Below are 237 nucleotides of genomic sequence, written 5' to 3'. Positions count from 1 at the left end.
GCCGGGTGATGAAACTGAAGTTTCTCTTATTCCTTACGGCGGCAAACAGACAGTTTACGGGTTTAACAACCTGGTGGACGGCTGGGCCGGTAATAATGTGGCCACCAGCGAACGTCCGGCAAAAGCGATTGCCCTGAACGAGGCAATTGCCCGCGGTTTCAGCCATAAAGCAGAAGCGAAGAAGTAATTCTCCGTCCTGACACGATTTTCCGGCAGTGATGCACAGGCATCCTGAAC

1 protein-coding gene is annotated in these 237 nt (G+C 52.7%); it reads left to right on the top strand.

The features are described from left to right. Positions 1-187: hypothetical protein (locus P8629_RS12685; RefSeq protein ID WP_442908724.1), on the top strand; the 187-nt coding region annotated here is incomplete at its 5' end. Positions 188-237 lie beyond the last annotated feature (50 nt).

It is taken from the genome of Hydrogenovibrio sp. 3SP14C1 (assembly GCF_029625905.1).
In the GTDB taxonomy this organism is placed as follows: domain Bacteria; phylum Pseudomonadota; class Gammaproteobacteria; order Thiomicrospirales; family Thiomicrospiraceae; genus Hydrogenovibrio.
The sequence above is the reverse complement of the archived record's forward strand: the minus strand, read 5'-3'. Positions and strand labels throughout refer to the sequence as shown.